Source organism: Pseudomonas sp. MM213 (assembly GCF_020423045.1).
In the GTDB taxonomy this organism is placed as follows: domain Bacteria; phylum Pseudomonadota; class Gammaproteobacteria; order Pseudomonadales; family Pseudomonadaceae; genus Aquipseudomonas; species Aquipseudomonas migulae.
Window position 1 is genome coordinate 615,383 of the sequence record NZ_CP081943.1, and the last position, 26,432, is coordinate 641,814.

Consider the following 26,432-nt stretch of genomic DNA (forward strand, 5'->3'; position numbering starts at 1 on the left):
GTAGGAGCTGGCTTGCCAGCGATGGCGGCGTATCTGATACACCGCGCAAGCCCCATCGCCAGCAAGCCGGCTCCTACAAGGATCTGTATTCACCTGACACACCATCGAACCTGTAGGAGCCGGCTTGCTGGCGATACAGGCGACGCGGTATGGCTGACCGGACGTCAAAGCGTGGCCGTTTTAATGCACGGCAATTGGCGCTGTAACGGTCTTCCCGAGCGCTGAGCGAACGGTGATGGTCGGGCTCGGTGTCGGGCCGTTGCCGGTGGTGGTAACGGACAGTCTCCAGCGTGCACCCGTACCGTTCGGCGTGAGCGTCGCGGTTCCCAGATTGAGCTGGCCGCCCGTGGTCGACGCACTGACGGTGATGCTGTTGCCCGCCGCCCGCGAGGTCGTCCCGGTCACGTCCCAGGTATAGCGATTGTTGCTGCGCACGTTGACGGAAGCGCGGGTGACCAACAACGTTTCATTCACCGCCGCCGCAGCGCTGACCGCCACGGACACCGTCGCCGGTTTGTCCGAGACGGCGCCAAGGTTGTCGCTGGCTTCGTAGGTAAACACCGCAGTGAACGGCGCCGCAACAATGGTCGGTGGCATATAGAACACTCGAATGCCGTCGGTGCTCACGGAGCCCTGGCCCGAATCCGGCTGGGTCAGGCCGACAACCTTGAGCGGCAGGTTACCGTCCGGGTCAGTGTCGTTGGCCAGCACGCTGATGGTCACTGGCAGGCCGTTACTGCTCGTGGCGCTGTCATTGTTGGCCACGGGTTTTTTGTTCGGGCCTTCATTATCATCGCCGTCAACGCCAGTGCGGAAAGTCGGCAGTGCCACGGAGTTAACGAAGGTGACGCCGTCCCAACCCGGTATCGGCGTTGGCATCAACTGGAACTGTCCCGGATGCTCGGAATCCCAGCGCAGCAACATCGACGTGTCCTCGTGCTGAGTGTTGTGGCAGTGCTCCATGTAGGTGCCGGCGAACTCGCGGAATTGAAGCGCCACGTCGACATCCACTGAACTGTCGACGCCTTCGCCGATACGAAAGACGTCCTTGCGTGCCCATTTTTCCCATTCCGGCGGTGCCTTGCCGTCGCGACTGAGAATGACGCCTTCTTCGAAATGCACATGCACCGGATGGTTCCAGCCATTGCCGCCGTTCTTGATTTTCCACACTTCGAGGGTGCCGTCGCCGGAGAACCCGGCGTCCGTGGGGCCGCTGGCCAGTTGCGGTGCGGCACTGATGCGGCGCGGGTCCATGGGAAAGCCGGGGCCGCCATCGGTCTTGATCGTCCATGGTGCTTCATCGGTGCCATCGGAGCGACCGAAAATGAACTCCCGATGCCGCGCCACGTTGAGCCTGGCCTGGTCGTTCGGGTTGTCGCGATCGATGGGCAACGGGATCATCGTCTTGCCGCCAGGCACAAAGGCTGCCGGGTCCATGGCCACGTCCTGACCACTGTAGGGCTGAACCAACAGTTGCAGGAATTTGCCAACCAGCGGGTCGCCCCTGTCCCATTTCGGGCCATTGCTGGTTTGCTTGATGACGGCCTTGTACTTCTCGGACAGCACGTCAGCCAGGGGGGCGGGTTCTTCCGGGCCCTTGCCGTCTTCGTGCACCAGCAGGTTGACGAAGTACAGTTTGTCGCCGACCTTGATCCCGTTTTTCGAGAAATTGACGATGATGTCGAAACGTTCGGCGATGCCCATGGTTGGCAGGATCGCATTGTTATTGGTCTTATCGCCGTCACCATCCAGGTCCATGCTGCCGTCGAACGGCACGGCGTGTTCCATGATATTGCCGTCGTTGGCAATCAGGTGGAGCGGCACCCGATTATAGGAAACCCCAGAACCGGCAGGCCCCGGAAATTCACCGCCATTGCCGCTGATTTCTCGTACCAGCGCCAGCTTGAAATAGCGCGACACCGAGCCGTTGAGAATGCGGAAACGATAGCTGCGCGCGCGGACTTTCAGGCTCGGCTGGTACTGCCAGTTGACCAGCATCTGATCCCCGAGAAAGCCGTCGGTGTTGAACGGGTTGAACCACAACTGGCCGTTCTCGTCCCAGGCCTTATCGGAGATCAGCAGGTTCACGTCGTAGTCGCGGTTGCCCCAAGGCATTGCTGAACCGCTGGGAAAACGCAGGTTGACGCCGTCCTCGATCGCTTCGTTGCCGCGATCCACAGCGCTGTAGTAATTCATCATTGCCGCATTGCCCTTGTAGACATTCTGCGCGGTGAAATCGAGCATGTGGTCGTGAAACCAGTGGCTGCTCATGGTCTCGCGCCAGTCGCCTCGGATTTTTATGCTGCCGTTTTCGCAGGTCTTGAGACCCGGACTGACATCGTTGACGAAAAGTTTTTCGCCCGGTGAGCAGGGGAAGGCTGCACGCGGATCCTGCGCCTTGGTGTTGATCGTGTCGTAGCCGGCCAGTTGCAGCGGCCAGCGATAATCGTAGAACTGCCCCGGAAAGAAAAATGCATTGGTAAAGCCATCGCTTTCAGCCGGCGAGTGCCCATTGTGTTCGTGGGTGCTGAGGGTGTGCAGGCCAAAACCGGCGTTGGCTGCGGGGTCGATTGGCAGGGCGTTGTAATGGCGCATCAGCAACGCTTGACCGTAACGGACCATCAGCAATTTGGCCGGCACGGTGCCGTCGAATGTCCACAGCGAGTTGTGATTCTGCACCGGCATTCTTGAATGAAAACGCACGTCGATACCGCGAGTGGTGCCCGCTGTCGCCGGGATGTCCGAGGTTTGGTAGTAGAGCCCGCCGGGGGCGAATTCACCCTTGTTGTAGTGGTGCAATTGTTGGGCGTCACGCAGACCCTGGTTGGTTCTGGCACCGGCTTGAACAGTCTTGAACTGAACCTGCGGGAAGAACTCGTTCCAGCGTTGATGCGACCAGCCTTTTCCCGGTGGCCGACCCTCCGCCGGCGAGCCTACCGGATGCCGGTTGAGGAAGGCTTCGATCTGCGCTTTCCACGGGTTGCGGTCCAGTACATTGGAAAACTGCGACGGAAACGGGGACAACCCCGGCTGGCGCAGGAAGGCTTCGAGCGCTGCACTCGACGGGCCGCTGCGGGCGACGTTGTTCGGATCCTGCTGGGGCGCCGGGCCGAGGGTTGGCACGGGGAATGTCAGCGTCTGCGGCGGGGTAGTCGGGTCGAGTGTTTCCGAGCCGAACTCTTCGAACAGCAGCAGTTGCTGAGTAAACGGTTCGGCCCCGAACAAGGGGCTGGGTTTGCCGTTGGTGGGGTAGTTGAACGACGTCTGCGCGGCGGGCGGCAGTACGTTGTCGGCACGCGGCGTGTTTCGGTCGCCGAACACGCCGTTGGGCAAGGCCAGGGCACCTTGATTGGCCGGGGGCAAGTTTTTCAGAGCTTCCAGGGCTGCCGCAGGGTCGGCAGGCGGGTTATGGAAGGCTGACGGATCGGTCGGAGGCGGTGGCCCGAAATCATCGAGCGGAGCGGCATTCACCACAGACAAGCTGAAAGCAGTCAACATCACCAAATTAATGCCCAGCGTCCGGAAAAAGCCGGGCGACTTGTTCACAGGAGCTGAGCTTTTCATGGTGGTTCTCTGGGGGCGTGTCGTGGTGTCGGCACTTGCGCAAAAAAAGACGCAAAAGCTGAGCCACTAACGAGATTGTTAGATAAATCATCGCGTTAGGTTCAGTTAGATGCGTGAGAAGTGTTAACGAGCGCTAACAGTTGGGGGATATTCCTCAGTCTTGGGGAGGGTGTTATTCCCCATTGCCCCGCCCGGTGAGGAGGTGTTGTCGCTGGCCTCATCGCCGGCAAGCCGGCTCCTGCAGTTGATTTCCATAGTCACTCGGCATGACTGCCAACTGACACGCCACGCCGGTCTCGTCGGCGCGTTATGATAGGCGCGTCCGCCGCCAGAGTCAGAGCAGAGCCTCAATGCCCCAGATCACCCATTTCAAAACCCCGTGCCCCGAGCACCTCACCAGCCAGATTCTGCAGATGGTGGTCGATAACCTGACCGACATCAGCATGGTCGCCATCCCGCCGAGCAACCTGTTGTACAACGTTTACCAGTACGCGATCGGCTATGAGGTTCACCTCTATCTGGAGGCGCTGAACGGGGCGAAAGGGGTGGCGGTGGAGTTGCTGGTCGCGACCGATGTGGACGATCCGGAACAGGTCATCGGCTTCTTGCTGTACCTGCCGATCAAGGACGATCCAGAGGCGTGCGGCGTCGCATACATGGCGGTGCAGGCCGGCCATCGGCGTCAAGGCGTGGCGCGGCGGATGCTGCGGGAAATGGTCGGCCGCTACCCGCATGCCGAGCTGACCTGCGCGGTGGCCAAGGTGCCGTGGTTTGAATCGATGGGCTTTCAGGTGCTGGGCACGCGCGGTACGCAGGTGTTGATGAACACCCGCGATCATCGCTCTGACGGGTTGATGGGGTTGCTCGACGTGGCGTCGATCTACAGCTCGCTGGAGGTGCGGCAGATTCATACGTACCTGCTGCAAAAGCACGGCAAGCGGGCGATGCTCGATGCGGAAAAGCAGCGTGACCGGCATCTGGATCAATTGACGCACAAGGCCAATGAATTTGTCCGCGAGCGGTTGGGCGAGTCGCCGCGCTGACCGCGCCCCACCAGTCAAATCGATCAACTGTGGGAGCAGGCCCGCTCCCACATTGGGCCATGGCAAAACTCAGGAAAGCTTCACGTTCATGGTGATCCGCGCCGTGAACACCTTCTTTCCCTCGACGTCGTGAATATCCACCGGCACGAGCTTGTCGCCTTCCGTGGTCCAGTCCACGGAACCCCCTTCGGCCACCGCCGTCACGTCGGTTTTTGCCTTCGCCAGGTATTCCACCGTCATGCCTTTTGGAATCCAGCGTGCGCCTTCGGGAATCGACACGTCGGTCATCATTCCCGCCGCCAGTTCTGCCGCATTGCACATCGCGATCGCGTGCACGGTGCCCAAGTGGTTGGTGATTTCCTTGGCGAACGGCACCTGCACCGTCGCGCAGCCTTTGCGCAACTCCGTGACCAGCGGGTTGATGGTGCTGAAGTAGGGCGCAACCTGACAGGCCATTTTGCTGAATGCTTGCGGGCCCACGCTGTTGAACATGCTGAGAAACTGACTCATTTGAAACCTCGCTGAGGGGGCTAAAACAGAATGGTGTTCCGTTACAGAATAATGTTCTGTAACGGAACAGTATTCTGTCGGCGGGAAATCTGTCAACCTGTCGCCACGTGCCCGATGGCAGTCATCTGCCTTCACCATCGATTTTTTGGGACTGTGTTGAGCATGGAAACGTCAGATTTACTCGAGCGCTGCTACCCCGGAAGACGCGCCGAACTCAAGCGCGATATTTTTCGAAAGGCCCTCGCCCTGTTCAACGAGCAGGGGATCGAGGCCACGACCATTGAAATGATCCGCGCCGAATGCGACACCAGCGTGGGCGCGATTTATCACCACTTCGGGAACAAGGAAGGGTTGGTGGCCGCGCTGTTTTTCACCGCCCTGGATGATCAGGCCAGGCTGCGCGACAGCTATTTGAGCGAGGCGAAAACCACGCAAGAGGGTGTGTATGCGCTGGTGCACAGTTACGTGGATTGGGTCGACAGCCAACCCGAATGGGCGCGTTTCCAGTACCACGCGCGATTTGCTGTCACCAAGGGGCCTTTGAAGGACGAACTGGCTACCCGTAACAAGATGCGCAACAAGCAATTGCTGGAATGGCTGTCGGATTCGGCCAGAGGCGATGAATTGAAAGGTTTTCCGGCTGAATTGATGCTGTCGCTGATTATTGGTCAGGCAGACAACTATTGCAGGACGTGGTTGTCGGGTCGGGTGAAGGGCAGTCCGAAGGTGTACAGGGACGAGCTTGCACAGGCGGCGTGGCGGTCGATTTCCGGCGGTTGACCTGCAAAAAAGCCTGGCGGGAGGTTTTGAATGGGGGCATATCCGTTGCTGCGGTGATGGCGGCTATTGGTTTCGCCCTTACGGCGAGTCACTTGGAAGAGCCCCAAGTAACCAAGGGCTTTTGCCCCTTTCGTTCGGTGCCTCGCTGTGGCTCGGCATTCCCTCGCTCCGGTCCTGCTCCGTGGGCCCGCCGCCATCGGCCATCCATGGCCGGGGGCGGCTAACCCGGCATCCATGCCGGGTTGCCCACTGCGCAGAACCTCCACTCGGCCTCTCGAGGGGGCGCTCAGATCAAAAGCGGAAGGCGAGCTAACGCTCGGCCTGATGAGTGGTGAGAAGCGAAAGCGTACGCGATTCCCTGTAGGAGCCGGCTTGCCGGCGAAAAGCGTCTGGACGACGCGTTCTTTCAGACAGCCCGCGTTATCGTTGACGTCCATCGCCAGCAAGCCGGCTCCTACAGGAGATCGGTGTACATGTCCGGAATGAGTGAACGCATCAGAGAAGGACAACGCGGACAACTGAAGAGCCAGGTCGGCTTTCAGGCCGCCTCGGCGGCTGTGGCGGTAGTCGCCCCCTCGAGAGGCTGAGTGGAGGTTCTGCGCAGTGGGCAACCCGGCATGGATGCCGGGTTAGCCGCCCCCGGCCATGGATGGCCGATGGCGGCGGGCCCACGGAGCAGGACCGGAGCGAGGGCATGCCGAGCATTAGCGAGGCACCGAACGAAAGGGGCAAAAGCGCTTTGGTTACTTTCGCGCTTTTCGAAAGTGACTCGCTGTAAAAGCGAAACCAATAGCAGCATCACCGCAGCAACGGATATGCCCCCCACCCAATCCAAAAAAATCACAATTGAACAGCATTACTACGTTCAGATACCGGGCTTTTTCTGGGTCTGTCACCCATGCAAAAAAAAAGAGCCTCAAGGCTCTTTGATGGGGAAAAAGTAGAGCCCTTGAGGCTCAAGATGCACGTGAAACAGGCGGTGAGCTTGGTAGGGGTTCAGATCACTCACCACCTACGCAACCGCTCGAGTTGAGCAAACAAACGGCTGCGTAGAATCATCGTAGGAAGATGGAGTTTGGCACTCAAGTACCGCTAGTCGCGTCCCGGCCAGCCCGCACGGCGCAAGGCGTTGAGTAGTGTTTCGGCGTCCAGCCCCGGCACCGCATGGCCATTGCCCTCGGCGGTGTCGCAGGCCAGCAGGGCGTTGATGATTGCTTCTTCCACGGCTTCGGTAGCGGCAAGGAACAACTCGCTGATGTGGTCGTTGTTGACCATGCTCAGGTTCTCGGTTGTCGGCGCCTTCTTGCTCTCATAAGCAGCCGGTGGCACATCGTTGCCGGTCGCAAAGGCAATGAAGATATCGCCGCTGTGGTCTTCGTTACCGCCACCGGTCCGCGCCAGACCGAGACTGGCGCGCTGGGCGAGGCGGGTGCATTGATGTGGCAGCAACGGTGCATCGGTGGCCAGGCACACCACAATCGAACCCATGCCCGGATGCGGCAACGATGCCTTGAGGAATGGTGAGTCAGCCTTTTCCATATAGCGCCCGACCGGGTAACCGTCGACGCGTAATTCGTTGCGGATACCGTGGTTGGCCTGGACGATGGCGCCCACTGTCCAGCCACCCTGGGCGGCGTTCAAACGTCGCGAAGCGGTGCCGATGCCACCTTTGAATTCGTGACAGATCATGCCGCTGCCGCCACCCACCGCACCTTCTTTCACCGGCCCGCTTGTCGCCGTGCGCAGGGCTTGGGCCACGTGCTCGGGTTTGACGTGGAAACCGTTGATGTCGTTGAGCAAGCCGTCGAAGGTTTCCAGCACCACCGGCATGTTCCAGTAAAGTCGCCCGTCATCCGGTTGCTGTTCGCGGTCCAGCACAATCAACGCATCACGCACCACGCCCAGGCTGTGGGTGTTGGTGAAGGCGATCGGGCTGGTGAGCAGGCCCGCTTCGCGGATCCATTCCAGACCTGTGGCGTCGCCGTTGCCGTTGAGCACATGGACGCCGGCAAAACACGGTTGCTGGCTGGTGGAACCGGCACGCGGCTCGATCACGGTGACGCCGGTCAGGATGTCGCGACCGTTGGCGGTGCGACCTCGCACATCACTGTGGCCGACCCGCACGCCGGGCACATCGGTGATGGCATTGAGCGGGCCGGGTTGCAGTTGGCCGAACTGGAGGTTCAGGTCGCGGGCACGTGGTTTCATTGTTTCTCTCATCTTCAATTCCTGGCAGAAAAATAACTGGAGGCATTCGAACCTGTAGGAGCCGGCTTGCTGGCGATGGCGTCCTCAAGAGCGCTTCGCCAGCAAGCCGGCTCCTACAAAAGCGGGTTCACTGACCGTTTTTGACCTTGCTCCAGATCCGCGTGCGCACGCGTTCGGTAGCCGGCGGCAGCGGCTGGAGGGTGAATAACGTGGCCATGGCTTGCGCGGACGGGTACACCGCCGGGTTATTGCGAGTCGCTTCGGCCACCAGCAACGTGGCGCTGCGGTTGCCGTTGGGGTAGTTGAGGTGATCACTGACCGGGGCAATCACTTCAGGGCGCATCAGATAGTCGATGAAGGCCAGACCCTGCTGCGGGTGCGGTGCGTCCTTGAGCAACACGAGGGTGTCGAACCACACCGGCGCGCCTTCCTTCGGCAGGCTGTAGGCGATCTTCACGCCGTTGTTGGCCTGCTCGGCGTTGGTCTTGGCTTCCAGCATCGCGCCGGACCAACCCACCGCGACGCAGATGTTGCCGTTGGCCAGGTCGCTGATGAATTTCGACGAGTTGAAATAGGCGATGTGCGGACGCAGTTTGAGCAGCAGCGCTTCGGCCTTCTTGTAGTCCTCGGGATTGGTACTGTTGGGCGGCAGGCCGAGGTAGTGCAGGGCGACCGGCAGCATCTCCGACGGCGAGTCGAGCATGGCCACGCCGCACTGGCCGAGTTTGGCCAGGTTGGCTTCGTTGAACACCAGCTCCCAGGAATCCACCGGTGCCTTGTCGCCCAGCGCGGCGCGGACTTTATCGACGTTGTAGCCAATGCCGTTGGTGCCCCACAGGTACGGCACGGCGTACTGATTGCCCGGATCGTTGTTGGCCAGTTTCGCCAGCAGGTCAGCATCCATGTTTTTGAAGTCAGGCATCTGCGCGTGGGGCAATGGTGCCAGGGCGCCGGCCTTGATCAGGGTCGGCAGGCTGAAGTTGCTGGCCACCACCACGTCGTAGCCGCTGCGGCTGGTGAGCAGTTTGCCTTCCAGCACTTCGGCGCTGTCGAAAGTGTCGTAAACCGGCTCGATCCCGGTGTCGCGCTTGAAGTCGTGCAGGGTGTTGGGGCCGATGTAGTCGTACCAGTTGTAAACGTGAACCGTCGGGCTTTCGGCAGCCAACGCCGACAGCGAAACGCACAAACAGGCGCTCAGCCCGAGATTGATCTGTTGAAGGCGACGACTCATGATGCGGCACTCCTGGCCTGCTGCAGGCCGGTGATGAACAGGTGCTTGCAGCGTATCGGCAGGCCGGGGACTCACCCATTCCCATCATGGGTTACTCGAAAGGGGTAGAGCGTGGACGCGTTGCTGAAAGAGTTGCCGGTGCATCAGGGCCTGGCGCGGGTGTTTGGCGCGTTGGGCCGGGACGGTTTCTGGCGCGCACTGGTCGACACGCTGCGGTTGCTGGTGCCGCTGGACAACGCATTGGTTGCGGTGATGAGGCCGGGGCGAGTGCCGCGCCTGCTGATCGATTTCGACGCCAAGGGCAGCGCCGACGAGCATGAGGAACTGGCCGGTTACAGCGCCGGCATGTACCTGCTCGATCCGTTTTATCAGGCCGCGTGTGCAGGCATTGCCGATGGCTTGCACAGCCTCGAATCGCTGGCGCCGGACCAGTTTCAGCAGAGCGAGTACTACCTGAGTTACTTTCGCTCGGTGGTGGGCGACGACGAGTTGCAGTTCATGATCAACGTCGAAGATTCAGTGCTCGGTTTGTCACTCGGCCGTTCGACGCGTTTTACCCTGGAAGAGCAGGGCTGTCTGCTTTGTGTGCGTGACTGGGTGCTGGCGGCGATGCGCCGTCACCTGCAATTGATGCCGCCAGAAGGCCAGGTTGCCGAAGCCGTGGCCGGGGATCTGGCGACGTTGCTGGATCGCTTCGATGCGCGTTTGACGGTGCGTGAAATCGAAACGGCGCGCCTGATTCTTCAGGGCTTTTCAAGCAAGGCGATTGCCCAGCAATTGGGGATCTCGCCGGAAACGGTGAAAGTGCATCGGCGCAACGTCTATCACAAGCTCAACGTGAACGGGCATGGAGAGTTGTTTGCGTTGGTGTTGCAGCCGCGATAGATGCGTTGGATGTTCAATCGCCTTCGCGAGCAGGTCGAATCGTCTCACCGTCACTCCCACATTGGAACGCGGTCAACTGTGGGAGCGAGCCTGCTCGCGATGGGGGCAACTCGGTGTTACTGCCGAAACACCAACGCCTTCAACCCGCACTCGACATCCGCATCCGGAAACTCCGGCGGATTCTCCAGCCGTTGCTCGAATCGCAGGCTCGGCGCCTCGCGCATGACGCCATCAATCAGGAAATCCGCGCCAAACGCCGGGTCGTTCATGCAGGCCAGCACCGTGCCCTGTGGCGTGAGCAACTCCGGTAACCGACGCAGCACGCGCTGGTAATCCTTGGTCAGCAGAAAACTGCCTTTCTGGAAGGACGGCGGATCGATGATCACCAGGTCATAAGGGCCTTTACCGATCACTTTGCCCCAGGACTTGAACAGGTCGTGGCCGAGGAAACTCACCTTGCTCATGTCGTGGCTGTTGAGCCGGTGATTGTCGCGGCCACGGTTCAGGGCCGGGCTGGACATGTCCAGGTTGACCACATGTTCGGCACCGCCCTCGATGGCCGCCACGGAAAAACCGCAGGTGTAGGCAAACAGGTTCAACACGCGCTTGCCCTCGGCATTGGCGCGCACCCAATCGCGGCCGTAACGCATGTCGAGGAACAGCCCGGTGTTCTGCTTGCGCCCCAGGTCCACGCGATAACGCAGGCCGCCCTCGGTGATGGTCATGTCATCGATGACTTCCCCGACCAGCCATTCGGTGGTGCTTTGCAGCAGGTAGCGATGTTGCAGCGCCAACGTATGCGCACCGGATGTCGCCCACGCCGGCGATTGAGTGAGCGCCATCAACCGCTGTTTCAGCGCTTCCAACTGCGCCGCTTCCGGCTCCTTGAACAATGACACGAGCACCACGCCTTGCAGCCAGTCGACGGTCAATTGCTCCAGCCCCGGCCAGCACCGTCCGCGACCGTGGAACAGTCGGCGGGTTTCTGCGGGTGCCGCGGCCAGAGCGGTCAGCAGATGGTCGTGGAGGGTGGTGAGCGCGTCTGAGTTCATCGGGCGGTGTCGGTCATTTGAGGGGGCGGCATTTTAACCACAAATGCACAAAAACTGTGGGAGCGGGCTTGCTCGCTCCCACAGGTTCTCGGGGTAGTTATCACGGTTAATTTAACTTTACGTGAGGATTTGGCGATCTGTCGGCTCCCATACTCGGCTCCAACGAATAACAACAACCGCCGGGAGCCGATCATGTCGCCGATACCTGCTTCATCCCATCCGCGCTGGCTGCGCCTGACCCATTGGCTGAACGCCCTGGCGGTGTTGGTCATGGTCACCAGCGGTTGGCGCATCTACAACGCATCGCCGCTTTACGACTTCAGTTTCCCGAAAGGCATCACGCTGGGCGGCTGGCTCGGCGGGGCATTGCAATGGCATTTCGCGGCAATGTGGTTCCTCGTCGTCAACGGCCTTGTCTACCTGATCATCAACCTCGCCAGCGGTCGTCTCTCTCGACGCTTCTTCCCGGTGTCGCCCAAAGGTGTTCTGCAGGACCTGTGGGCCGCATTGCGCGGGCGACTGGGGCATGCCGACCTGAGTCATTACAACCAGGTGCAACGGCTGGCTTACCTGTTTGTGATGCTCGATATCACGCTGTTGGTGGTCACCGGTCTGGTGTTGTGGAAGTCCGTCCAGTTTCCGCTGTTGCGTGAATTACTCGGCGGCTACGAAGCCGCGCGGCATGTGCATTTCATCGCGATGGCGCTGTTGGTGGCGTTTGTCGCGGTGCATCTGGTGATGGTCGCACTCGTTCCCAAAACGCTGCTGGCCATGATTATCGGTCGCAAGGAGCCCGTATGAAAAAGCCCATCGCAGGCCTGGATGAGTCATCCATCCTCAAAGACGCCCGGAAAATCATTGCGCCGCAGATCGAAGACCGCTCGCGCCGCTCGTTCCTGATGCGTGGGCTGACCCTCGGCGGCGTGGCCATGTTGTCGGGCTGCAACCTGACCGACAACGAAAGCGTCGAGACCGCGTTGTCGTCCATGTCGCGGTTCAACGATCGGGTGCAGGGCTGGCTGTTCAATCCCAATGCACTGGCACCGACCTATCCGGCGTCGATGATCACCCGGCCGTTCCCCTTCAACGCGTTTTACGGCATCGACGAGGCACCGACCGTTGAGGAAGAAAGCTATCGACTGGAAGTCACCGGACTGGTCGCCGACAAACGCAGCTGGCGCCTCGAAGAGCTGCGCGCGATGGCGCAGAACGAGCAGATCACCCGGCATATCTGCGTCGAAGGCTGGAGCGCGATCGGGCGCTGGGGCGGCGTGCGGTTCAGCGATTTCCTCAAACGGGTCGGAGCCGACACCGATGCCAAATATGTCGGTTTCAAATGCGCCGACGATTACTACACCAGCATCGACATGGCCACCGCGTTGCACTCGCAGACGTTGCTGGCGCTGACCTATGACGGCGCGGTGCTGCCGCGTGAATACGGCTTCCCGATGAAGCTGCGCATGCCCACCAAGCTCGGCTACAAAAACCCCAAACACATTCAGGCGATTTTCGTCAGCAACACCTACAGCGGTGGCTACTGGGAAGACCAGGGCTACAACTGGTTCGGTGGCAGCTGACGGCGCTCGCCAACTTCACCGCGCGGCTCACGCTGCGTTCAATCGCAACCTGTGCTTCAAGGAGTTTCATCATGAAAAAGTTGACCACCGTCGTATTGTCCATGTGCCTCGCCGTAGGTGCCGCCAGCGTGTTTGCCGCCGAGACGACAACCAGTGATGGCATGAGCAAGGACAGCATGAGCAAAGATTCGATGTCCAGGGACGCTATGAAAAAAGACTCGATGATGAAAAAGGATTCCATGTCCAAGGACACGATGAAGAAAGATGCCATGTCCAAGGACGGGATGAAAAAAGATGCCATGTCCAAGGACGCCATGAAAAAGGACAACATGTCGCAGTAAGCCAAAACAGCCCGATCCCCTGTAGGAGCGAGCCTGCTCGCGAAGGCGTCAGGTCAGTCAACAGTGATGTTGAATTTTAAGCCGTCTTCGCGAGCAGGCTCGCTCCTACAGGTTTTTGCATTCCAGAAAGGCGCCGATCTGATTTTGCAGGACGCCTGATTTCGTCGACTCCCTGTATCAAAAATGAATTTCCGCCGAGTCCGCTGCTCATACCTGTAGGCAGCGGATTTGAGCCCGCGAATTCATTCGGCAATCAGGGAGTGGCAAAGTCATGTGTCCAGTATCGACGGCGGGCGAGAACCTTCCAGGCGGGTTGATTCTTGTGGTTGAAGATGACCCGCTGATCCTGGAGTTTCTCTGCGAAATTCTTCGGGAGGAGGGTTTCACCGTCGAACCTCAGATCAGTGCGGATGCTGCGGCGGGCTACCTGGAGCAGCACGCAGACAAGGTGGTGTTGCTGCTGACGGACATCACCATGCCCGGCAAACTCAACGGTGCCGATCTGGCCAATCAGTTCGGAGACCGCTGGCCGGGCAAGCCGATCATGATCATGTCCGGCTTCGAAACGCCGCAAACGTCTGGCGTGCGGCATGAGGTGTCGTTCATCAAGAAACCCTGGGCGCTTGGGCAGTTGCTCGATTGCGTGGAAAGTGCGTTGAAGTCGAAGACGGTTGGCTGAAACAACACGCGGCGGACAAGCCAATGCTACATTGCTCGGCAAAACTCGCCCGGCTCTTGCAAAAGGACGCTCATCCTTGTCAGCTCAACCATCGGTTTTAAACAAGCCTTATCGCGCTTTTCTGTTCGATATGGACGGCACCGTCCTCAATTCCATCGCCGCCGCCGAGCGCATCTGGACCGACTGGGCCTTGCGCCATGGCGTGGATGTCGAGTCTTTTCTGCCGACCATTCACGGCGTCCGGGCCATTGACACCATCAACCGTCAGGCATTGCCGGGTGTCGATGCCGAGGCTGAAGCAGCGTGGATTACCCAAGCGGAAATCGATGATGTCGAGGGAATTGTCGAGGTGCGCAGGGCGGCGGATTTCCTGACGTCGCTGCCGGCCAGCCAGTGGGCCATCGTGACCTCTGCGCCCAAGGCACTGGCGCTGCGAAGGATGGCGGCGGCGGGGATTCCCGAACCTGCGGTGATGGTCACGGCGGAAGACGTCAGCGCCGGCAAACCCGATCCGGCGGGTTATCGGTTGGCGGCCAGGCGGTTAGGTGTCGAAGTGACCGATTGCCTGATCTTCGAAGATGCCACGGTCGGCATTCTCGCCGCGCAAGCCGCAGGGGCAGATCTGTTGATCATTACCTCGACTCACGATCATCCGATCGAAACGCCGCATGCGACGATGGTCGATTATGACTCGGTCACCGTCCAGGTTGACCCCGACGGCCAGGTCCGCCTGCTTCCTTTGTAACAACACCATCCCCTGTAGGAGCCAGCTTGCTGGCGATGGTCTATCAGCCACATCGATGTCGACTGACACACCATCGCCAGCAAGCTGGCTCCTACAGGAACGATGTCGTTAATAGAGACCAGGAATCAACCGCCAGCTACGGCTGCAATACGCCTCATATTCACTGCCAAACTGCGCCCGCAGCAGCGCCTCTTCCGCGTGGATGCGGGCAATCAGCGGGATCACCGTCAGCGCTGCCAGCAACAGGCCAACGCCCGAACGAAACGCCAGCGCCCAACCCACCGCAATCACCAACATCCCCAAATAGCTGGGGTTGCGCAAACGGCGATAAATCCCCTCTGTCACAAGGCGATGCCCCGGCTGAATCGCCACCAGTCCGCTGAAGCGCTTGCCCAGCACAAACACCGGCCACATGCGCAATGCACCGCCGATGATGAACACCAGCGCCCCGAGCCAACGCACGCCTTCACCGCCGAAGGTCCAGAAGTCGATCCGGTCGGTGTAGGCGGGTAGAAAACCGCTCGCTATCCCGATCACCCCGAAGGCCGGCAGCACCCAGCGATTGGCCCGGTCTTCACGTTCGCCGGAGCTGAGGTTGACCTCGGTGAACAGCGCTGCGACCGTCATCAGCAGCGTCGCCAACACAACCACCACCAGCGCCCCGTGAGAGAAAAAGCGGCCCACCCGCCGAGCCCCCATACGGCGAGCCCGAGGTAGGCCAGGGTGCTGACAATGGCGAAAAACGCCAGCCTGGCCGAGATCTTCATAGTCACCCCGCACATTCAACGAATACACCATTCATTGTAGGAGCCGGCTTGCTGGCGATGGCGTTCTCAAAATCACCGCCGGCCTCAAGGGCCAATCGCCAGCAAGCCGGCTCCTACAAATAGTGTGTGACCGAGGATCGCGAGAGTTGTCCCGGACCCTGTAGGAGCCGGCTTGCTGGCGATGGCATTTTCAAAATCACCACCTGCCTCAAGGGTCAATCGCCAGCAAGCTGGCTCCTACAGAACCTCGGCTCGGGCGTTGCGGCGAATTACTTGTGGCGGTTGGCCGAAGGCTCTGAGGAAGGCTTCACGCATGCGCCGGCGGTCGCTAAAACCGGTTTCGGTGGCGATCTGATCGAGGGTCAACCGACCGCGTTCCAGCATCTGTCGAGCGGCTTCCAGGCGCAGGTTTTCGATGGCTTTGGCTGGCGACTGCCCGGTTTCGGCGCGAAACGCCCGGCTGAACTGGCGCGGGCTGAGGCTCGCCACGTCCGCCAGGTGTTCCACCGACAACGCTTCGGCAAGGTGTTCGCGGGCATAACCGAGCACGGTCTGGATGCGGTCGGATTTCGGCTCCAGCTCCAGCAGCGCCGAGTGCTGGGACTGGCCGCCCGCGCGCCGGTGGTACATCACCAGCTTTTGCGCCACGGCGCGGGCGAGTTCGGCGCCGTGATCCTTTTCAACCATGGCCAGCGCCAGGTCGATACCGGCGGTCATCCCGGCGGACGTCCAGATCGAACCGTCGACCACGTAGATGCGATCCTCTTCCACTTTGATCGATGGAAACCGCGCCTGCAGTTCCCGTGCGTACGCCCAATGCGTGGTCGCCCGCCGTCCTTCCAGCAAACCCGCCTGGGCCAACACGAAGGCACCGGAACAGATCGACGCCGTGCGTCGTGCGGTCTTGATGCTGGCGCGCAGGTAATTCAATACCCCCTCGGGCGCCTGCTCGAGAATGGCATCGCCGCCGACCACGATCACCGTGTCGAACACCCGTTCACCAAACGCCTCGGTGCCAACGCTCAAACCACCGGAGGCGCGCAGGGTGCGGCCGTCTTCGGACACCACACTCACCGTATAAAGCGTCTCGCCAGCGCTGAAGTTGGCGTATTCGAACACTGGCATCGCCGCCAGCGCCATGGACTGGAAGCCTTCAAACACCACAAACGCTACGGAAGTCATTGCCGGCTCCTCAAAAGGATATGTCCTGAAAACGTACTTTAAACGTCATTTGAGACAAGCGTCAGTCAATTTATAACTGTTCACACCCGGCGAACACCTCGCCTCACTGTGAAGGAAACTGAACATGGCTCTCTCGTCCAAAGGTACCGCCCTGATCACAGGCGCCTCATCCGGCATCGGCGCGGTCTACGCCGACCGTCTCGCCCGTCAGGGGTATGACTTGATTCTGGTCGCCCGCAGCCAGGCCAAACTGAACGCCCTGGCCAATCACCTGAGCAACGAAACCGGGCGCGCCGTGGAAGTGGTCGCCGCCGACCTGAAAAACCGGGCCGATCTGCGCCGGGTTGAAGGCATTCTGCGTAACGACGCCAGCATTACATTGCTGGTCAACAACGCCGGGGTCGGCGCCGTGATGCCGCTGCTGGGCAGCCCGGTGGATGAAATGGAAGACATGATCACCCTCAACATCACCGCGCTGATGCGCCTGGCCTACGCGGTTGTGCCAGGTTTCGTCGGCCGTGGCACCGGAACCGTGATCAACATCTCCTCGATCGTCGCGATTGCGCCGGAAATCCTCAACGGCGTGTACGGCGGGACCAAGGCGTTTGTGTTGGGTCTGAGCCAATCGCTGCACCACGAATTGGCGGATAAAGGCATCCGTATCCAGGCCGTGCTGCCCGGCGCCACTGCGACTGACTTCTGGAGCGAGGCCGGCAACCCGGTGGAAAACCTGCCGCAGGAAATCGTGATGTCCGCTGAAGACATGGTCGATGCCGCATTGGTGGGGCTTGCGAGCGGGGAAGTGGTGACCATTCCGGGCCTGCACGATGGCGAGCAGTGGGATCGTTACGAAGCCCAGCGCAAAACCCTGTCGGGCTTGTTCGGCAACTCCACGGCGGCACCGCGTTATCGTTGAAACAGCAAGCTCGGGCCAGGGTGATCTAAGCTTGGATAAGGACCGTGCAACACCGGCTGGTTGAAGAACTCGACCCGTCGGTGTGCGCCCGAGGAACCCAACATGCTTCACATCAGAACACCCCTGATCTTGCACCCGGGTTTGTCGACCCCCACTCGGCGGATCTGGCTCAAGCTGGAAAACCTGCAACCCAGCGGCTCGTTCAAATTGCGTGGCATGGGGCTGTTGTGCAGCCAGGCAAAGGCCGAGGGCAAGCGCAAGGTGGTTTGTCCTTCCGGTGGCAACGCCGGTTTCGCCACCGCTGTCGCGGCGGCCAGCCTGGGGTTGCAAGCCTGCATCGTGGTGCCACACACCACCCCGGAAAGCACGCGCGCGAGGATTCGCAAAACCGGCGCCGAAGTGATCGTTCACGGCAAGGTCTGGGACGACGCCAATCAGCGGGCGAAGGAGCTTTCAAAAGGGGCAGACACCGAATACGTGCCGGCCTTCGATCACCCTGTGTTGTGGGAAGGGCACAGCACGATGATCGATGAGATTCTCGAGGACTGCCCTCAAGTCGACACGCTGGTGACGTCGGTGGGGGGCGGTGGTTTGCTGGCAGGCATTCTTACGGGATTGATTCGGCATGGCCGTATGGATTGCCGCATCGTCGCCTGCGAAACCATGGGCGCGGCGTCTTTTTCGGCCGCGATCAAGGCCGGGCATCCCGTCAGGCTTTCGCGCATCGACACCGTTGCCACCTCGCTCGGCGCGGCTCAAGTGGCCGCCTGGCCGGTGAAGCATATCCTCGATTTTCCTCACCAATGCGTGGTGCTCGGCGATGACGAAGCGATCATGGGCGTGGTGCGTTACGCCAACGATTTGCGCCAGCTGGTTGAACCGGCGTGCGGTGTTTCGTTGGCAATCGGCTATCTGGACCACCCGGCAATTGCCGATGCCCATGACGTGGTGATCGTGGTGTGCGGTGGCGTCAGCATCAACGCACAACTCGTTGCCGGATGGGCGCGTTCATCCGCTGAAAGCGCAAAGTAGCCGGCAAGCGAAGCAGGGCCGTAAACGCCTGGTCAGGTGTCACAAGCCCCACTGCGAATGTTTCAGCCTTCATTGCCCGGCAGCGGCACCGTCCTGGATCAGAATCGCTCTGGCCAGGTCTTCATCGCTGGCGTTCAGTCCGGGATTGTCCTGGCGGATCTGCTGCATGACCGACTCCAGATACACCCCACGAATCGCACCGCCACTGGCCACAAAGCTGGAGGCATCATCCCGGGCGGGGATCATGAGTTTGTCGTCCTTGAACGTCGAGTACAGCGAAGCGGAAACCCCGGCCGAGGTGGCCACATCGCCCGCATCCACATCCGCGAAAGCCGAGCCGAAGGGTACGCACAACACAAGGGAAGAAATGATGATCAGACGGCGCATGACGGTGTCCTCTGAAAGCGTAATGGAAGTACCACATAATTTAGGATGCGCGGCAGCCGTCAGGAGTTCCTTGCCGCACACACAATCACTTCAATGCGCGTGTTTGGATCCGCTCGGCTGTTGGCATCGGCATGGATTGACCTGTTACTTCTGTCAGTCGTTTTCACTCGTGATAATCCGGAACAATTGAATTGCCGAACAAGCCCGATTCCCTGGGGTATCCCGACGGCGCACGGTGGTAACGTTAGGTTTTCGAACCGTCGGGAGCATCGTCATGGAATTGGGCATATCGGGTCGCTGGGCGATTGTCTGCGCCGCCAGCAAGGGCTTGGGGCTGGCCTGTGCGCGAGCCTTGGCGAAGGAGGGCGTCAACCTGGTGATCAACGCCCGTGGCGACGAAACGTTGCAAGCCGCCGCCACAGAATTACGTGGCCTGGCGCCGAGCATCGAAGTGCGCACGGTGGCCGGCGACATCAGCGAACCGGCGGTCCGCGAACAAGTATTGGCGGCCTGCCCGCAGGTGGACATCCTGATCAATAACGCCGGTGGCCCGCCGCCGGGTGACTTCCGCGACTGGCAACGCGAAGACTGGTTGAAGGCGCTGGATGCCAACATGCTGACGCCCATCGAACTGATCAAGGCCTGTGTCGATGGCATGGCCGAGCGCGGTTTTGGACGCGTCGTCAACATCACCTCCGGCGCGGTGAAGGCGCCGATCGATGTGCTGGGCCTGTCCAACGGCGCCCGTAGCGGCCTGACCGGTTTTATCGCCGGGCTTGCGCGGCAGTCGCGGTTGGCCGGGCACAACGTCACGATCAACAATCTGTTGCCCGGCCCGTTCGAGACCGAGCGCCTGCACAAAACCCTGAGCGCCGCCGCCGAGGCCAATGGTGCCAGCGTCGAGAGCATCAGCGCACAGCGGCGCAAAAACGTTCCGGCCCAGCGCTTTGGCCAGCCCGATGAGTTCGGCGCCTATTGCGCATTCATCTGCAGCGCCCACGCGGGTTTCCTGACAGGGCAAAATCTGTTGCTGGACGGCGGCAGTTATCCCGGCACGTTTTGATCGTTTAAAAGGAGCGCAGGGCAGGTGAGCGTCGATATCGAATGCGTGGTGGTCGGGGCCGGCGTGGTCGGACTGGCGGTGGCCAGAGCGTTGGCCCGCAGCGGGCGCGAAGTGATTCTGGTCGAAGCCGGCGAGGGCATTGGCGTGGGCATCAGTTCGCGCAATTCGGAAGTGATCCACGCCGGCATCTATTACCCGAGTGGCAGCCTCAAGGCGCAATTATGCGTGGAGGGCAAACAGCGCCTTTACGCCTTTTGTGATGAGCGTGGCGTCGGTTATCAGCGACTGGGCAAGCTCATCGTCGCCACTGATGATGACCAGCGCGGGGCGTTGCAGAAGTTGTTGGAGCAGGGCGCCCGCAACGGTGTCGAAGACTTGCAATGGCTGGACGCGAACCAGGCCCGTGACCTTGAACCGGCGCTGTCCTGCGTCGCCGCGCTCTGGTCGCCCTCTACCGGGATTGTCGATTCCCATGCCCTGATGCTGGCGCTTCAGGCGGACGCCGAGGCCGCCGGGGCGTCGATGGCGTTTCATACGCCACTGATGTCGGCCCGATGCAGTGAACGCGGTTTCGAATTGCAGATGGGCGGCGTCCAGCCGATGACCCTGAGCTGCCGCGAGTTGATCAATTGCGCCGGGTTGTCCGCCCCTGAGGTGGCAAGCCGCATTGCGGGCCTGTCGTCGCAGCACGTGCCAACGGCTCGTTTGTGCAAGGGCAGCTATTTCAGTTTCAGCGGCCGCGCGCCGTTCCGGCACCTGGTTTATCCGGCACCGGAGAGCGCGGGGCTGGGGGGGCACATGACCCTCGATCTGGGTGGTCAGGCGCGTTTCGGACCGGATGTCGAGTGGGTTGATCACATCGATTACCGCGTCGATCCGCGCCGTGCCGATGGTTTCTACGAGGCCATTCGGCGTTACTGGCCCGCCTTGCCCGATGACAGCCTGCAACCGGCCTACAGCGGTGTCCGCCCGAAAATCACCGGCCCGACAGAACCCGCCGCCGACTTCATCATCAGCGACCCCGCCACGCATGGCGTGCCCGGGCTGGTCAATCTGTTCGGCATCGAATCGCCGGGGCTGACCAGTTGCCTGGCGCTGGCCGAGCGGGTAGCGCAGGCACTGGGCGACCGATGATCAGCGTTTGAGCTGCCACGCCTCACGAGGACTATGCTTTGCAGTGCGCCCATCACAATGGGAGACCTCTGATGATTAACGTACGCACAGCCCGCATGCTGGCCGATTACAAACGCTGGGCCGATCAACGTCTCTTTGACAGCCTGGCCGATTTGCCACCGGGCGAGGTCAACAAAGAACGGGTCTCGGTGTTCAAGAACATGATTGGCACGCTGAACCACATCTACGTCGTGGACTGCATCTGGCAGGCCCACCTCGAAGGCCGGGGGCACGGCTTCAAGACTTCGCACGATCTGCTGCATCCCGATCTCGCCGATCTGCGCATGGCACAAAAAGACATCGATCACTGGTACTGCGACTGGAGCGAACGCCAGACCGACGCCTCGCTGGATAAACCCCTGGAGTTCACGTTCGTCTCGGGCGAAAGCGGGACCATGAGCGCCGGCGCGATGCTGCTGCACGTGGTCAATCACGCCAGTTATCACCGTGGCTGGGTGATCCAGATGTACTTCGACATTCCGGCCATGCCGCCGATGACGGACCTGCCGATCTTCCTGCGCGAAACCGATCCGGATTTCAATTCGCTCACCCCCCGGCAGTGGCGCCGACATGTGTTGGGCAATTCGCGCGCGCAACCAACGTTCTGCCGGATCGTTATCGTTGACCCCGTTCCAGACCATCGACAGTTCGGACAGGTTGATGTCAAACGGCGGGTCGTCGGCGCGTAACTGGCTGCTGCCTTCGATCAGCGCACACGCGGCGTAATCCGGCACCGTGGCGAGCATGTCGGTGCCGGCCAGCAAGGCGCGCAGCCCGGCAAACTGCGGCACGGCCAACACCACGCGGCGTGAACGGCCGATGCGGGCCAGATCATTGTCGATGGCACCGGTCAGGTCCCCGGAAAACGATACCAGCGCGTGTGGTCGCTCACAGTAATCATCCAGTGTCAGGACACCGGGTCGACTGTCGCCGCGCAGGATCTTCACGCTCAGGTCACGCAGTTTCTTGCGCTTGGCGTTGGCCGGCAATTCGGTGGTGTAGCTGATCCCGACAGAAATCTCGCCGCTGGCGAGCATCGACGACATCAGCAGGAAATTCACCCGCCGCACCACCACCACAACGTTCTGCGCCTCTTCGCGAATCTGCTTGAGCAGCGGCGGAAACAGGCCGAATTCGGCGTCGTCGGACAGGCCGATGCGGAACACGTCGCGGCTGGTGGCCGGGTCGAAATCCTTGGCCCGGCTGACTGCGCCGGAAATGGTGTCCATGGCTGGCTGCAACTCTTTCAGAATCTGCAGCGCGCGCTGGGTCGGCTCCAGCACACGACCGTTGCGCACCAGCAGCGGGTCATCGAACAGATCACGCAACTTGGCCAGTGAAGCGCTGACGGCAGGCTGGCCGAGGAACAGCTTTTCCCCGGCCCGGGTCAGGTTCTTTTCGAACATCAGGGTTTCGAAAATCACCAGCAGGTTCATGTCCACGCGGCGCAGGTCGTTGCGGTTCATGGCGGGGCTACTCGCAGGAGGCGGGGTCTTTCCAGTAAAGCACCAAACCTTTGTCAGCGAAGGCGTCCATGAGATCGCCATCGCCGGCAAGCCGGCTCCTACAGGTTTGGTGTGAACCCCCATACCTGAACATCCCGCGATTCTGTAGGAGCCAGGCTTGCCGGCGAAGGGGTCTGTGAAATCGCTATCGTCGGAACGCCGCCCGCAGCAAGCCGGCTCCTACAGGTTTGGTGTGAACCTCTCATACCTGTACATCCCGCGATTCTGTAGGAGCCAGGCTTGCCGGCGAAGGCGTTCGTGAAATCGCCATCGCCGGCAAGCCTGGCTCCTACATGGGGCGCGTTTGGCGGACGGGTATTTTGATCATCCCGCCTTGCTTATGGCTCAGTCAGCACCTTCCTGAACGTCTCCACCAACGGCCGCAAATTAACCCGATGCCACGCTGCCCACAGCGGCGTGGTGAATGAAATCCACTGCACCTCCCGCAGCACCACGCCCGGCGGTGCATTGCGGCTCAAGCCTTTCTGAATCATCGCAATCCCCAGCCCCGACGCCACCAGCCCCAGCGCGGTGAACGGCTCAGTCGCCTCCATGCGGATGTCCGGGGTGAAACCGGCGCGGATGCAGGCGCTGACGAAGTCGTCGCGGCTCGCGCAGTTCTGGCGGTGTTGCACGCCGATCCATTCCTGATTGGCCAGATCTGCCGGGGTCAGTTCCGCTTGCAAGGCCAGCGGATGATGCTCGGGCAGCGCCAGCAGCATTGGGTCGTCCAGCACCTGAAAACCCAGCAGGTCCGGATCGTCGGCGACGGGCGGTTCGCTGACCAGTGCGATATCGAGACTACGCTGACGCAGGCCTTCGAGTTGTTCGGCGGAGCTGAGGTTGTACAGCGCGACGTGCACGTTCGGCCGGTCGACCCGCAGCACGCGCAGGGCATTGGGCAAGACGCCGGCGTGCATGGCGTTTTCGATGTAGCCGATGCACAGGCCACCTTCTTCACCGCGACCCAGGCGTTTGCCGAGGGATTCCAGGCGATTGGCGTGGGTCAGCAGGGCGCGGGTTTCGGCGAGAAAGGTCTGGCCGTCGCGGGTCAGGCGGATGCGTTGCTGGCTGCGCTCGAACAGGGTCAGGCCCAGGCGTTCCTCAAGCTGGGCGATCTGCCGGCTCAGGGGCGATTGGGAAATGTGCAGGCGTTCGGCGGCGCGACCGACGTGTTCTTCTTCGGCGACGGCGACGAAGTAGCGCAATTGGCGAATGTCGATCATGTCAGACCTATAGGGACTCAAGTGCTGCGCATTATGTCTTGGACGGTCCGATCCTCGCAATCTAGGATTGGCTCAACGGTAAAGCAAACACCGCTCTTTGTAGGAGCCGGCTCCTACAGGTTTACGAGACATTCGAGAGGATTTTTTCATGAGCTTGAAAGACAAACTGCCCGGTGCGCTGGGTTTCGGTACCGTCCCATTGGGCAACATGTTCCGCGCCATCCCTGAAGAAGAAGCGCTGGCCACCGTGCACGCCGCCTGGGATGCCGGCGTGCGTTACTTCGACACCGCACCGTTTTACGGTTCGGGCCTGTCGGAAATTCGCTTGGGCGCCGCGCTGTCCCAGTACAAACGCGACGACTATGTGCTGAGCAGCAAGGTCGGGCGGGTGATTCTGGATGAAGTCGAAGACGCAGCCGCCCGTGATCTGGGTGAGAAGAGTGGCGTGTTCGAACACGGCCGCGCGAACAAGATCGTCAACGATTACAGCGCCGACGCGACGATGCGTTCCATCGAAGACAGCCTCAAGCGTCTGCAAACCGATCGTCTGGACATCGTTTGGGTCCACGACATCGCGCAGGACTTCTACGGTGATCAATGGCTGGAATACTTCAACCAGGCCCGCACCGGCGCGTTCAAAGTGCTGACCCGTTTGCGCGAAGAAGGCGTGATCAAGGGGTGGGGCCTGGGTGTGAACAAGGTCGAGCCGTGTGAGCTGACCCTCGACCTGACCGAAGCCCAGCCGGACGGTTTTCTGCTGGCGGGCCGCTACACGCTGCTTGATCACGACCGTGCCCTGCAACGCCTGATGGATGCCGCGCTGGCGCAGAACGTCGAGATCGTGGTCGGTGGTCCCTACAGCTCGGGGATTCTGGCCGGCGGTGCGCATTTCGAATACCAGAAGGCCAGCCCGGCGATTATCCATAAAGTCGAGCAGATCAAACGCATCGCGGCGGCTCACGGCGTCGACATCAAGGCCGCTGCATTGCAGTTCTCCCTCGCTAACCCGGCCGTTGCCGCCGTGATTCCAGGTTCCAGCCGTCCGGACCGGATTGCTGAAGATGTGGCTGCGTTGTCAGCCGTCATTCCCGCTGCGTTCTGGCAAGCCATGCGCGACGCGAAACTGGTGTCCGAACGCGCTCCATTACCCCTCGCAGGAGTTTGAGCATGAAGATCGATCTGACTGGAAAGCTCGCCATCGTCAGCGGCAGCACCGCCGGCATTGGCCTGGGCATCAGCAAGGCACTGGCCGAGTCCGGTGCGACGGTGGTGGTGATCGGCCGTGAGACGGCCAAGGTCGAGCAGGCGCTGGCGAGCATCCGCCAGAGCGTGCCGGGCGCGCAACTGCGTGGCCTGACCGCCGACCTCGGCACCGCCGAAGGTGCTGAGCAGTTGTTCGTCGCCGAGCCGCGAGCGGACATTCTGGTGAACAACCTCGGGATCTTCAACGAGGTGGATTTCTTCGACACGCCGGACAGCGAGTGGACGCGGTTCTATGAGGTCAACGTGATCTCCGGTGTGCGCCTGTCACGGCATTACGTGCCGGACATGGTCAAGCAGGGCTGGGGCCGGGTGATTTTCCTGTCCTCGGAATCCGGGATTGCGATCCCGGCGGACATGCTCAACTACGGCGTGACCAAAAGCGCCAACCTCGCGGTGTCTCATGGCCTGGCCAAACGGCTGGCGGGCACTGGCGTGACGGTGAATGCGATCCTGCCAGGCCCGACGTTGACCGATGGCCTGGAGCAAATGCTCAAGGACGCCACGGCCGAATCGGGGCGCAGTGTGCGCGAAGAAGCCGATGCGTTCGTGCGCAAGGCCCGGCCGACGTCGATCATCCAGCGCGTGGCAGACGTCGAGGAAGTCGCCAACCTGGTGGCTTACATCGCTTCACCGCTGTCATCGGCCACGACCGGCGCCGCCCTTCGAGTCGACGGCGGTGTCGTCGACAGCCTGGCGATTTGAATTTTTTGATTGAGGAGAGAGGACTGCATGGCAACTGCATCAGCGTTTATCGACATCCCGGCTTCGGCCGACAAGGTTTGGCAATTGATCGGCGGCTTCAACTCGCTGCCGGACTGGCTGCCGTTCATTCCCAAAAGCGAACTGAGCGAAGGCGGGCGGGTGCGCAGTCTGCAAACCGCCGATGGCGCGGTAGTGGTGGAACGGCTTGAGTCGTTTGATAACGCCGGGAAGACGTATAGCTACTCGATTTTGCAGGCACCGTTTCCGGCGACGGATTACCTGGCGACGATCCGCGTTGAAGCGCAGGGCGAGGGCGCCCGGGTGACCTGGTCGGGGCGGTTTGCGCCGGTCGGTGTGACCGAAGATGAAGTGGCGGCATTGTTTGCCGGGATTTACCAGGGTGGCCTCCAAGCCCTGCGGGCCAACTACCCCGTGTAAACCCGATCCCCTGTAGGAGCCAGCCTGCTGGCGATGGCGTCCGTGAAATCGCCATCGCCGGCAAGCCGGCTCCTACAGGTTTCGCGTTAATCCAAAATCCCGAACATCCCCCGATCCTGTAGGAGCCAGGCTTGCCGGCGAAGGCGTCCGCAAAATCGCCATC

General features: G+C 61.0%; 23 protein-coding genes and 3 pseudogenes. 16 read left to right on the forward strand and 10 right to left on the reverse strand.

What is annotated here, in order from left to right:
- Positions 1–180: 180 nt before the first annotated feature.
- Positions 181–3,564 (reverse strand): Ig-like domain-containing protein, encoded by a 3,384-nt coding sequence (locus K5R88_RS02930; protein ID WP_226299154.1) that lies wholly within the window; start codon positions 3,562–3,564, stop codon positions 181–183.
- A gap of 350 nt (positions 3,565–3,914) precedes the next feature.
- Between K5R88_RS02930 and K5R88_RS02935 the strand changes: the two genes are divergently transcribed.
- Positions 3,915–4,607, forward strand: coding sequence for a GNAT family N-acetyltransferase (locus tag K5R88_RS02935; protein WP_008034576.1), 693 nt, complete (start codon positions 3,915–3,917; stop codon positions 4,605–4,607).
- 69 nt (positions 4,608–4,676) lie between these two features.
- Here the strand turns inward: K5R88_RS02935 and K5R88_RS02940 are convergent, their stop codons facing one another.
- On the reverse strand, positions 4,677–5,117 hold the full coding sequence (locus K5R88_RS02940) for a hotdog fold domain-containing protein (protein ID WP_226299155.1): 441 nt from the start codon (positions 5,115–5,117) through the stop codon (positions 4,677–4,679).
- A gap of 162 nt (positions 5,118–5,279) precedes the next feature.
- Between K5R88_RS02940 and K5R88_RS02945 the strand changes: the two genes are divergently transcribed.
- Positions 5,280–5,897, forward strand: coding sequence for a TetR/AcrR family transcriptional regulator (locus K5R88_RS02945; protein ID WP_008034573.1), 618 nt, complete (start codon positions 5,280–5,282; stop codon positions 5,895–5,897).
- 1,092 nt (positions 5,898–6,989) lie between these two features.
- On the opposite strand, the gene K5R88_RS02950 is transcribed toward K5R88_RS02945, so the two are convergent.
- On the reverse strand, positions 6,990–8,105 hold the full coding sequence (locus K5R88_RS02950) for a DmpA family aminopeptidase (RefSeq protein WP_226299156.1): 1,116 nt from the start codon (positions 8,103–8,105) through the stop codon (positions 6,990–6,992).
- Positions 8,106–8,232: 127 nt separating this feature from the next.
- A complete protein-coding gene (locus tag K5R88_RS02955; protein ID WP_226299157.1) occupies positions 8,233–9,336 on the reverse strand; it encodes a polyamine ABC transporter substrate-binding protein in 1,104 nt (367 codons plus the stop codon).
- 111 nt (positions 9,337–9,447) lie between these two features.
- Here K5R88_RS02955 and K5R88_RS02960 point away from each other — a divergent pair, with 111 nt between their 5' ends.
- A complete protein-coding gene (locus tag K5R88_RS02960) occupies positions 9,448–10,221 on the forward strand; it encodes a helix-turn-helix transcriptional regulator (RefSeq protein ID WP_192417502.1) in 774 nt (257 codons plus the stop codon).
- Positions 10,222–10,337: 116 nt separating this feature from the next.
- Here the strand turns inward: K5R88_RS02960 and K5R88_RS02965 are convergent, their stop codons facing one another.
- Positions 10,338–11,273 carry a class I SAM-dependent methyltransferase gene (locus tag K5R88_RS02965; RefSeq protein ID WP_223450329.1) on the reverse strand — a complete coding sequence of 312 codons (936 nt, stop codon included), beginning with the start codon at positions 11,271–11,273 and terminating at the stop codon, positions 10,338–10,340.
- Positions 11,274–11,465: 192 nt separating this feature from the next.
- On the opposite strand from K5R88_RS02965, the gene K5R88_RS02970 reads away from it, so the two are divergent.
- From K5R88_RS02970 to K5R88_RS02990, 5 genes are all read left to right on the forward strand, one after another.
- Positions 11,466–12,074 carry a cytochrome b/b6 domain-containing protein gene (locus K5R88_RS02970; RefSeq protein ID WP_226299158.1) on the forward strand — a complete coding sequence of 203 codons (609 nt, stop codon included), beginning with the start codon at positions 11,466–11,468 and terminating at the stop codon, positions 12,072–12,074.
- Positions 12,071–12,850, forward strand: a complete 780-nt coding sequence (locus K5R88_RS02975; RefSeq protein WP_226299159.1) for a molybdopterin-dependent oxidoreductase — start codon at positions 12,071–12,073, stop codon at positions 12,848–12,850. Before K5R88_RS02970 ends, K5R88_RS02975 begins: the two co-directional genes overlap by 4 nt.
- Before the next feature lie 71 nt (positions 12,851–12,921).
- Positions 12,922–13,191, forward strand: coding sequence for a pentapeptide MXKDX repeat protein (locus tag K5R88_RS02980; protein ID WP_223450332.1), 270 nt, complete (start codon positions 12,922–12,924; stop codon positions 13,189–13,191).
- A gap of 271 nt (positions 13,192–13,462) precedes the next feature.
- Complete coding sequence (locus K5R88_RS02985) at positions 13,463–13,870, forward strand: response regulator (protein WP_226299160.1); 408 nt, start codon at positions 13,463–13,465, stop codon at positions 13,868–13,870.
- Positions 13,871–13,946: 76 nt separating this feature from the next.
- The gene (locus K5R88_RS02990) at positions 13,947–14,615 is read left to right on the forward strand and encodes an HAD-IA family hydrolase (protein ID WP_223450334.1); all 669 of its coding nucleotides are present in this window, start codon (positions 13,947–13,949) and stop codon (positions 14,613–14,615) included.
- Positions 14,616–14,723: 108 nt separating this feature from the next.
- Here the strand turns inward: K5R88_RS02990 and K5R88_RS02995 are convergent.
- Together K5R88_RS02995 and K5R88_RS03000 are read right to left on the reverse strand one after the other, a co-directional pair.
- Positions 14,724–15,382, reverse strand: a pseudogene (locus K5R88_RS02995) (methyltransferase family protein).
- A gap of 237 nt (positions 15,383–15,619) precedes the next feature.
- The gene (locus K5R88_RS03000; RefSeq protein ID WP_226299161.1) at positions 15,620–16,564 is read right to left on the reverse strand and encodes a GlxA family transcriptional regulator; all 945 of its coding nucleotides are present in this window, start codon (positions 16,562–16,564) and stop codon (positions 15,620–15,622) included.
- Between the two features lie 124 nt (positions 16,565–16,688).
- On the opposite strand from K5R88_RS03000, the gene K5R88_RS03005 reads away from it, so the two are divergent.
- Together K5R88_RS03005 and K5R88_RS03010 are read left to right on the forward strand one after the other, a co-directional pair.
- Positions 16,689–17,480 carry an SDR family NAD(P)-dependent oxidoreductase gene (locus K5R88_RS03005; protein ID WP_226299162.1) on the forward strand — a complete coding sequence of 264 codons (792 nt, stop codon included), beginning with the start codon at positions 16,689–16,691 and terminating at the stop codon, positions 17,478–17,480.
- Positions 17,481–17,582: 102 nt separating this feature from the next.
- Positions 17,583–18,512, forward strand: coding sequence for a pyridoxal-phosphate dependent enzyme (locus tag K5R88_RS03010; RefSeq protein ID WP_226299163.1), 930 nt, complete (start codon positions 17,583–17,585; stop codon positions 18,510–18,512).
- 69 nt (positions 18,513–18,581) lie between these two features.
- On the opposite strand, the gene K5R88_RS03015 is transcribed toward K5R88_RS03010, so the two are convergent.
- Positions 18,582–18,899: a DUF2388 domain-containing protein gene (locus K5R88_RS03015; RefSeq protein ID WP_008043507.1), complete on the reverse strand. Its 318-nt coding sequence runs from the start codon at positions 18,897–18,899 to the stop codon at positions 18,582–18,584.
- A gap of 274 nt (positions 18,900–19,173) precedes the next feature.
- On the opposite strand from K5R88_RS03015, the gene K5R88_RS03020 reads away from it, so the two are divergent.
- From K5R88_RS03020 to K5R88_RS03030, 3 genes and pseudogenes are all read left to right on the forward strand, one after another.
- A complete protein-coding gene (locus K5R88_RS03020; RefSeq protein ID WP_008043517.1) occupies positions 19,174–19,962 on the forward strand; it encodes an SDR family oxidoreductase in 789 nt (262 codons plus the stop codon).
- Between the two features lie 24 nt (positions 19,963–19,986).
- Positions 19,987–21,096: an NAD(P)/FAD-dependent oxidoreductase gene (locus K5R88_RS03025; protein ID WP_226299164.1), complete on the forward strand. Its 1,110-nt coding sequence runs from the start codon at positions 19,987–19,989 to the stop codon at positions 21,094–21,096.
- Between the two features lie 71 nt (positions 21,097–21,167).
- Positions 21,168–21,760: pseudogene (locus tag K5R88_RS03030) on the forward strand (DinB family protein).
- Here K5R88_RS03030 and K5R88_RS03035 read toward each other — a convergent pair.
- Together K5R88_RS03035 and K5R88_RS03040 are read right to left on the reverse strand one after the other, a co-directional pair.
- Positions 21,687–22,601: pseudogene (locus K5R88_RS03035) on the reverse strand (LysR substrate-binding domain-containing protein); the annotation flags it as partial. The pseudogenes K5R88_RS03030 and K5R88_RS03035 sit on opposite strands and share 74 nt — an antisense overlap.
- A gap of 377 nt (positions 22,602–22,978) precedes the next feature.
- Positions 22,979–23,866, reverse strand: a complete 888-nt coding sequence (locus K5R88_RS03040; protein WP_226299165.1) for a LysR substrate-binding domain-containing protein — start codon at positions 23,864–23,866, stop codon at positions 22,979–22,981.
- A 148-nt stretch (positions 23,867–24,014) separates the two neighbouring features.
- Here K5R88_RS03040 and K5R88_RS03045 point away from each other — a divergent pair, with 148 nt between their 5' ends.
- Genes K5R88_RS03045 through K5R88_RS03055 form a run of 3 tightly spaced genes read left to right on the forward strand, consistent with a single transcriptional unit; the run spans position 24,015 to position 26,269 of the window.
- On the forward strand, positions 24,015–25,031 hold the full coding sequence (locus K5R88_RS03045; RefSeq protein WP_226299166.1) for an aldo/keto reductase: 1,017 nt from the start codon (positions 24,015–24,017) through the stop codon (positions 25,029–25,031).
- Between the two features lie 2 nt (positions 25,032–25,033).
- Positions 25,034–25,831 carry an SDR family NAD(P)-dependent oxidoreductase gene (locus K5R88_RS03050; protein WP_223436857.1) on the forward strand — a complete coding sequence of 266 codons (798 nt, stop codon included), beginning with the start codon at positions 25,034–25,036 and terminating at the stop codon, positions 25,829–25,831.
- Positions 25,832–25,858: 27 nt separating this feature from the next.
- On the forward strand, positions 25,859–26,269 hold the full coding sequence (locus K5R88_RS03055) for an SRPBCC family protein (RefSeq protein ID WP_192496280.1): 411 nt from the start codon (positions 25,859–25,861) through the stop codon (positions 26,267–26,269).
- Positions 26,270–26,432 lie beyond the last annotated feature (163 nt).